The sequence below is a fragment of the Bacteroides sp. HMSC067B03 genome, from assembly GCF_001811315.1.
In the GTDB taxonomy this organism is placed as follows: Bacteria; Bacteroidota; Bacteroidia; order Bacteroidales; family Bacteroidaceae; genus Bacteroides; species Bacteroides faecis.
The window spans coordinates 39,147-46,457 of the sequence record NZ_KV804377.1; the positions used below are offsets into that span (position 1 = coordinate 39,147).

At 43.4% G+C, this 7,311-nt stretch carries 3 protein-coding genes and 1 pseudogene; 3 read left to right on the forward strand and 1 reads right to left on the reverse strand.

All coding sequences use genetic code 11. The features are described 5' to 3' along the window. Positions 1 to 23 precede the first annotated feature (23 nt). Positions 24 to 4,139, forward strand: a complete 4,116-nt coding sequence (locus HMPREF2794_RS15915; protein WP_070751893.1) for a hybrid sensor histidine kinase/response regulator transcription factor — start codon at positions 24 to 26, stop codon at positions 4,137 to 4,139. A gap of 78 nt (positions 4,140 to 4,217) precedes the next feature. On the opposite strand, the gene HMPREF2794_RS15920 is transcribed toward HMPREF2794_RS15915, so the two are convergent. Next, positions 4,218 to 5,180, reverse strand: coding sequence for a glycoside hydrolase family 18 protein (locus HMPREF2794_RS15920; RefSeq protein ID WP_022301286.1), 963 nt, complete (start codon positions 5,178 to 5,180; stop codon positions 4,218 to 4,220). A gap of 306 nt (positions 5,181 to 5,486) precedes the next feature. Here HMPREF2794_RS15920 and HMPREF2794_RS29275 point away from each other — a divergent pair, with 306 nt between their 5' ends. Continuing rightward, positions 5,487 to 5,792, forward strand: coding sequence for a LamG-like jellyroll fold domain-containing protein (locus tag HMPREF2794_RS29275; RefSeq protein ID WP_022301287.1), 306 nt, complete (start codon positions 5,487 to 5,489; stop codon positions 5,790 to 5,792). A 474-nt stretch (positions 5,793 to 6,266) separates the two neighbouring features. After that, a pseudogene (locus tag HMPREF2794_RS15930) lies at positions 6,267 to 7,247 on the forward strand (sulfatase-like hydrolase/transferase); the annotation flags it as partial. Between the last annotated feature and the right edge of the window lie 64 nt (positions 7,248 to 7,311).

Sequence of the window (7,311 nt, forward strand, 5' to 3'; positions counted from 1 at the left end):
TATAAAACAAATAAACACAAATCATGAAACGATACATCATTCTTGTGATTTTGCTTCTGACATCCTCCTGTTGGTTGATGGCTCAACCCTATATTATCAAGCGATTAGGTATAGAGCAGGGACTCTCCAATAATTATGTAGTCGGCATTACACAAGACAAGCAAGGTTTCCTATGGTTTGCCACAGAAGAAGGGCTGAACAAGTTTGATGGTACCCGTTTTATTACCTATTATAAGAATGATCCGTCCAACAATACCCAAAGTATCACCGGTAATGAACTAAACCAAGTATATGCTGATCCGAAACGTCCTATTATCTGGATTGCCACCCAGCGTGACGGGCTTAACGCTTACAACTATCATTCACAAACCTTCACTGCCTATCAGAACGATCCGCAGAATCCAAACAGCCTGATAACGAATGATGTTACTGACATCGTCTCAGCCCAAAACACAGATGGTTTATGGATTTGTACCTATTATAGAGGTATAGAATATCTTGATATCGCTACAGGTAAGTTCACACACTATAACAAAAAAACTGTCCCTACATTAGAAAGTGAACAGACCTGGACAGTACTTGACGGAGGAGATGAAAATCTCTATATCGGTCATGTCAACAGCGGTTTCAGCATCCTTTCATTAAAAGACCGAAGTACAAAAAACTTCCGTCATGATCCCAATGATCCTAACAGTCTGCCGGGAGATGAAGTAAGTACCATCTTAAAAGACAGTTATGGAAATATATGGCTGGGGACAGATGGAGGGTTGGCTCTTTACAACTCAACTACCCAAAGCTTTGTCACTTTCAAGCAAAATCGGAACGACAAATATGGTACACTTTCCACCCGTATTTTCTGCATCAAACAACTAAAGAATAATAAACTTTGGATTGCCTCCGAGCTAAGCGGTATCACAATACTGGATTTAAAACAAAGCCAGTTCCTGTCACCCGAGCAAATCACCTTTGAGTTTCTCCGGGAAGGAGACGACAGCCGCAGCCTTTCCAATGCCAGCGTACGCTATATCTATCAGGACTCTTTTGACAACGTATGGCTCGGAACATGGGGAGGAGGAATCAACTTCATCAGCAGTGAACCTGCTTTGTTCACAACGATCGATTATTCTCCTATTCCCACCAACAGCAACAGTTTGAATAACAAGATTGTAAGCAGTATATGTACAGATCAACAAGGACGTCTATGGATTGGTACAGATGGCGGAGGAATCAATGTTTTTGAAAACAACAAGCGTGTAGCCATCTACAAAAAAGAAACAGGAGAACTGCTGTCCAATTCCGTACAGGCTGCTTTCCGGGATTCTAAAGGAAATTTATGGTTTGGAACCTTTCTGGGAAGTGTCAGCTTCTATAATTCCCAAACAAAGACATTCCGCTCAATCACTCCAATGGGCAGAACCAATTTAGATGTACGTGCTTTCTGCGAAGACAATCATCATCGTATCTGGATAGGATGTAGTGAAGGCATATACATTTACGATCCGGAAAAGATGGAAGTGATACAGCATTATCATTCCGGCAACAGCGAATTACACGGTAATCTGATCCGTACAATTGAACAAGATGAGAAAGGACGTTTCTGGATCGGAACATTCGGTGATGGAATGGGAGTATATAGTCCGGACTTTCACCTAATCAAGCATTATATACAAAGAGAAGGATTTTGCTCCAACACCGTCAATCAAATATACAAGGATAAGGAGAAAAGGATGTGGGTGGCTACCGGTGACGGGCTGGTATGTTTCCGTTCACCGGAAGATACGGATTACAAAACCTATCAGCGTAAAGACGGTTTTGCCAACACCTTCATTCAGGCAATTACCGAAGACCAGCAAGGAAATATCTGGTTCAGTACCAACAAGGGGATCGGATGTTACGTGACAAAGAAAAAACGGTTCTATCACTATGGACACTCTGACGATGTTCCTGCCGGAAACTTTATGAGAGGTAGTGTAGCAAAAAACACCGATGGCTCCATTTATTTCGGATCTATCAACGGACTCTGCTGCTTTGCTCCCAATATTGCGATGAGCAATTTCAAGATACCACCTGTCATCATTACCGAGATGAGAATATTTGAAAGATTGGGGAATCAAAAAAACAGCGAAGTATTTGTTTCACTATCCGATAAACAGGAAGTAGAGTTGACACATGAGCAGAACACATTCAGTCTGACATTCAATGTACAAAACTATTCTTTTGTGAATCAGATGGATTATACCTATATGCTGAAAGGACTTGAGAATTCCTGGTATACCGTTAATGAGAACAACAGCGTAACCTTCCGAAATATTCCACCCGGCAAATATGAGTTCCTTATCAAAGCACGCATACACAATCAGGAGTGGCCGGAAGAAGCCACTTCCCTTATCATCCGGGTCAATCCCCCTATTTGGCTGACATGGTGGGCAAAGCTTATCTATATCCTGACATCTATCAGCATCATTTATCTCATTCTACATGCTTACAAAAAGAAAATAGATTTGGAAAGCCTCTATACACTGGAAAAGAAAAATCATGAGCAGGAACAAGAACTGAACCAGGAACGCCTGCGTTTTTACACCAATATCACACATGAGTTGCGTACACCTCTCACACTGATTCTCGGTCCTCTGGAGGATATGCAAAAAGATACATCTCTGCCGACAAAACAAATACAAAAACTTTCTGTCATTCATCAGAGTGCCCTTCGTTTACTCAATCTGATCAACCAAATTCTGGAATTCAGGAAAACGGAAACGCAGAACAAGAAGCTATGTATCTGTAAAGGTAATCTCACCCCGCTCATTTATGAAATAGGACTTAAATACAAAGAACTGAATCAAAAGCCTAAGATTGATTTCCAGATTCAAACAGAAAAAGAAGAGATACTGCTTTTCTTTGATAAAGAAATCATTACCATTATATTGGACAACCTGATATCCAATGCCCTCAAATACACAGAGCAGGGACGTGTAACTCTTAGTTTGTATCAAACTATAAGAAATGAAGTTTCCTATACAGAGATAAAGGTCAGTGATACAGGATACGGTATTTCAGCGAAAGCCCTACCGCATATTTTCGACCGTTACTATCAGGAAAGCGGCAAACATCAGGCATCAGGTACCGGCATCGGACTGTCATTAGTCAGAAATCTTGTCGAACTGCATGAAGGTGATATACGTGTAGAGAGTACACTGAATGAAGGAAGTACTTTCTATATCAGTTTACTGACGGATAACACCTATCCGAATGCCTTACATGCCGACTCCACAGAAATGACTCCAAAACCGGAATATCAGGAAACAATCACGGATGATTCTCAAACAGCAACAACAGAGAACAGCAAACCTATCCTGCTAATTGTTGAGGATAATGAAGAAATACAGAATTATATCGCCGAATCCTTTTCCGACTCTTTTGAAGTGATCGCAGGAAGCAATGGTGAAGAAGGAAAAGAGCAGGCACTCAACCGCATTCCCGATATTATAGTCAGTGATATCATGATGCCGGTGATGGACGGTATCACACTATGCCGGCACTTAAAAGAAGATGTACGTACCAGTCATATTCCCGTCATCCTGCTGACTGCCAAAGACTCACTACAAGATAAAGAAGAGGGATATCAGGTCGGAGCAGATTCCTATCTGACCAAACCCTTCAGTGCTTCTCTACTGCGTAGCCGCATCAACAATCTGCTCGATTCGAGAAAGAAATTGATCGCTCAATTCCAACAGTCCGGAACAACTCATGCCTCCAGCGTCCATTTGGACGAGAAACATTCCATCATCACTGAAGCTCTCAGCAAGCTGGACAATGAATTCATTGAGAAAATTACACAATTGGTTGAAGACAACCTCTCATCAGAGAAGATTGATATCACCTATTTATCTGACAAAATGTGTATGAGCGGTTCTACACTCTACCGAAAAATGAAAGCACTAACCGGACTTTCCACAAACGAATATATCCGTAAAGTAAAAATGCAGAATGCGGAACGTTTGCTCCTCGAAGGAAAATATAATATCTCAGAAATAGCCTATAAAGTAGGGATGAATAGTACAGGCTATTTCCGTCAATGTTTTAAAGATGAATTTGGTGTTTCTCCTTCGGATTATCTGAAGTTGATAAAACAGGAATAAAGAAACAAAGTCAGTCAATAAGCCGTTAAGTCCAGAAAGTGTTCGAGGTGTGTTTTGCCCTGTTATCGGGCTTTTAAACTATCTTCCCAACTCCTCAAGCATCGTTCTGAACAATGATCTGCTGTCTTTCAGCGGCATATCCGTCGCCAAGTCCCAGCTCATCATCCCTTTCAGCTGCTGTTCCATCGCATAGCGCGTTTTAGTACGGATATGATCCTGCCCGTCAAAAACATATACTTCTCCCTTATAGGTCACTTCATTCTGTGCAGGCGTGGTAATCAATCCATCCTGTACAAAGCTGAAATATGCTTCCGTTTTCTTCGAGCCATTTTTCGTCACTCCATAAAAGGGAACGCCGGCCATCAGTTTCTCTTTGGGAATGCCGTAAGCCAGTACCATCTGTATATCCGAAGCATATTTCTCCATAGGAAAACGGACCGGAGAAGGGCCATAACATTGCAGAGAGATAAAATCAACGGCAGCTATCGCTTCTTTACTGATTTTATAGGAAACAGGATGCAAAGACACACTGAAAAGATACTTGTCTCCCAACACTTCTCTCATTTTCAGGATAGCCAGACTGTAATCCTTATACTCCTTCTCAGTCTCTGCCCACTCAAAATCCAGGTCGATGCCGTCCAGTTTATTTTCTCCCAATACCTTCTTTATATTTTTTGCAAATGTTGTCCGGGCAGCCTCATCCGCTACCATTGCTTTCCATTCGCCACCGGCGGCACCCAACCGAAGTTTCGCTTTCGTCCCCTTCACATCGGCACGGACCGACTTTATCAGTTCTTCCCAGGTCGTCACTCCTTTTTCCTGAAAAACACGGGGATTCTCAAAAGAAAGAGAACCGTCTTTATGGGGACGGACATTCAAAAAGATCAAGTCATCGCTTGCCCTCAAACTTTCAGCAGCAATACGACCACGGTTATAAAAATTACCCCGTACATAGGAGCTGACAAAATAGTCTTGTTGCGCATACAACGATAATCCTACTAACAAAAAAAGAAAGAATACAATTTTTCTCGGTACTAGCATAATGATTGATAATTAATCGGTTCAGGTCGCAAAAATACGCATACCTCACCCAAACAGATGTTCAAAAATCACTATTATACTTCCAAAAATCAACAGATAGTTTATCCTTAGAATATGAAAAACAGAACATCCCCCCAAAAATGCCAGGAAAAACAAAATAAAGTATGTTTCTTTGCAGCCAAAATCACCATCTTCTACTATATTAAGAAAAGAGAACCTATGAATAAAAATCAACGTATAGAAAACGGGTAGCAGATACTAAGATCAGTATCCGAAGGCGATTCGCAGGCTTTTCGTACGTTGTATATGCACTATTACGACAGGTTGTTCAACTTCGCCATGCTGTTTCCACACGTAGCTATGGTATACGACCAGACTAAATGTCATTTTTACGCCAACGGCAAGAAGGTGCAGGATGTAGATGCTACCGGTGTACCCGCCGATATGACTTCCATCATCTTCTTCAATGCCAACACGAAGAACGAACATATGATGGGACAGGTACGCTTATGGAACAAAGCACTGACGCAAGCGGAAATTCAGAGTAACATGGGAGGCCCCGTAGCTGTCAGCTCCAACCTTTACCGGTTATTGGAAGATGGACGAAGGTGAAGGGGATGTGGTACACGACAGCTCCGGCAATGGCAATGACGCTACCGTGGTGACCGGAAAAATCATTGAATGGAGACCTGAGCAATGCTTCACCAAAACGAAGAGCAACAACTAACGGTTGGTTAGCCCAAGGGCGATATATACTGGACAACCAACATTTTTTGTAGGGAAAACAGTATAATGTAAATCACATTCACTATCTTTAGGCGTGAATTAAGTAGTCCCGCGAATTTATTTGTAATTCGTTCTGTCTGCTTGATTCGCGTCTAAAACTTTAATAACACATCGTTTATATAACATACCCCCTTCATATGAAATCAGCTATCCGATACTCTTTTATATCCCGATATCTGCCGCTGGCGTTCACGCCCCTCGCCATCGGGTGCCAGTCGAAAACAGCCGGCGAAGTGCCGCCTCCCAATGTCTTATTTATTCTGACGGATGACATGCAGGCCACCTCCATACACGCCCTGGGCAACCGCCCTGCAAGCCAACGGATACAACACCGGACTGGTCGGCAAATGGCATATCCAGTCGCAACCGCAAGGGTTTGACTATTACTCTATCTTCTTCGACCAGGGCGAATACCGCGATCCTACATTCATCGAGAGCACCGATCCCTGGCCGGGCAACCGGCGTTTCGGCGAACGGGTACTGGGCTTCTCTACCGATCTGGTGACAGAAAAAGCCATCAAGTGGATCAAACAGCAGGACGGCAAGCAGCCTTTCATGATGTGCTGCCACTTCAAGGCGACCCACGAGCCTTACGATTATCCGATACGCATGGAGCACCTCTACGACGGAGTCACCTTCCCCGAACCGGAAAACCTTCTCGACTGGGGGCCGGAAACCAACGGGCGTTCTTTCGTCGGCCAGACACTCGAAGAACTGGAACGCCGCTGGCGCATTGCCTCGCAAGACCCCGACAAATGGTGGTGCCGTTATCCCGGACTGCCATTCAGCACCGAAGGCATGCAACGGACCGCTGCCAGAAAAGCCGCATACCAGAAGTTTATCCGCGACTACATGCGTTGCGGAGCCACTGTCGACGACAATATCGGCAAGTTGCTGAAAACATTGGACGAAATGGGCATCGCAGATAACACCATTGTTGTCTACGTTTCCGACCAAGAAATCTACTATCGCTACTGGACTAACCACGCGATTCGTCCGGCACACTTCGCCATCCGGTCAGACCGTTACAAACTCATCTTCTACTATGCCCGCAATCTGGATATGACGGACACGGAAAACTTCGACTTCACTCCGTCATGGGATTTCTACGACTTGCAAAATGATCCGCACGAGAATCACAACGCATACAATGATCCTAAATATGCACCTGTCATCAAGCAGATGAAAAAGGACATGCTGAACCTTCGCAAAGAAGTAGGAGATACGGATGAAAAGTACCCGGAAATGCAGGAATTATTAGAGAAATACTATTATAAATAGGGAACAACAAGGCCGGTCAGCCCAAGCAAATAGTTCCAAATTCAGTTCCAACCGTTGAAACAGC

Coding starts and splice junctions, on each gene's coding strand:
- HMPREF2794_RS15915 (WP_070751893.1), top strand. CDS start 24: ATGAAACGATACATCATTCTTGTGATTTTGCTTCTGACATCCTCCTGT.
- HMPREF2794_RS15920 (WP_022301286.1), bottom strand. CDS start 5,180: ATGCTAGTACCGAGAAAAATTGTATTCTTTCTTTTTTTGTTAGTAGGA.
- HMPREF2794_RS29275 (WP_022301287.1), top strand. CDS start 5,487: ATGCACTATTACGACAGGTTGTTCAACTTCGCCATGCTGTTTCCACAC.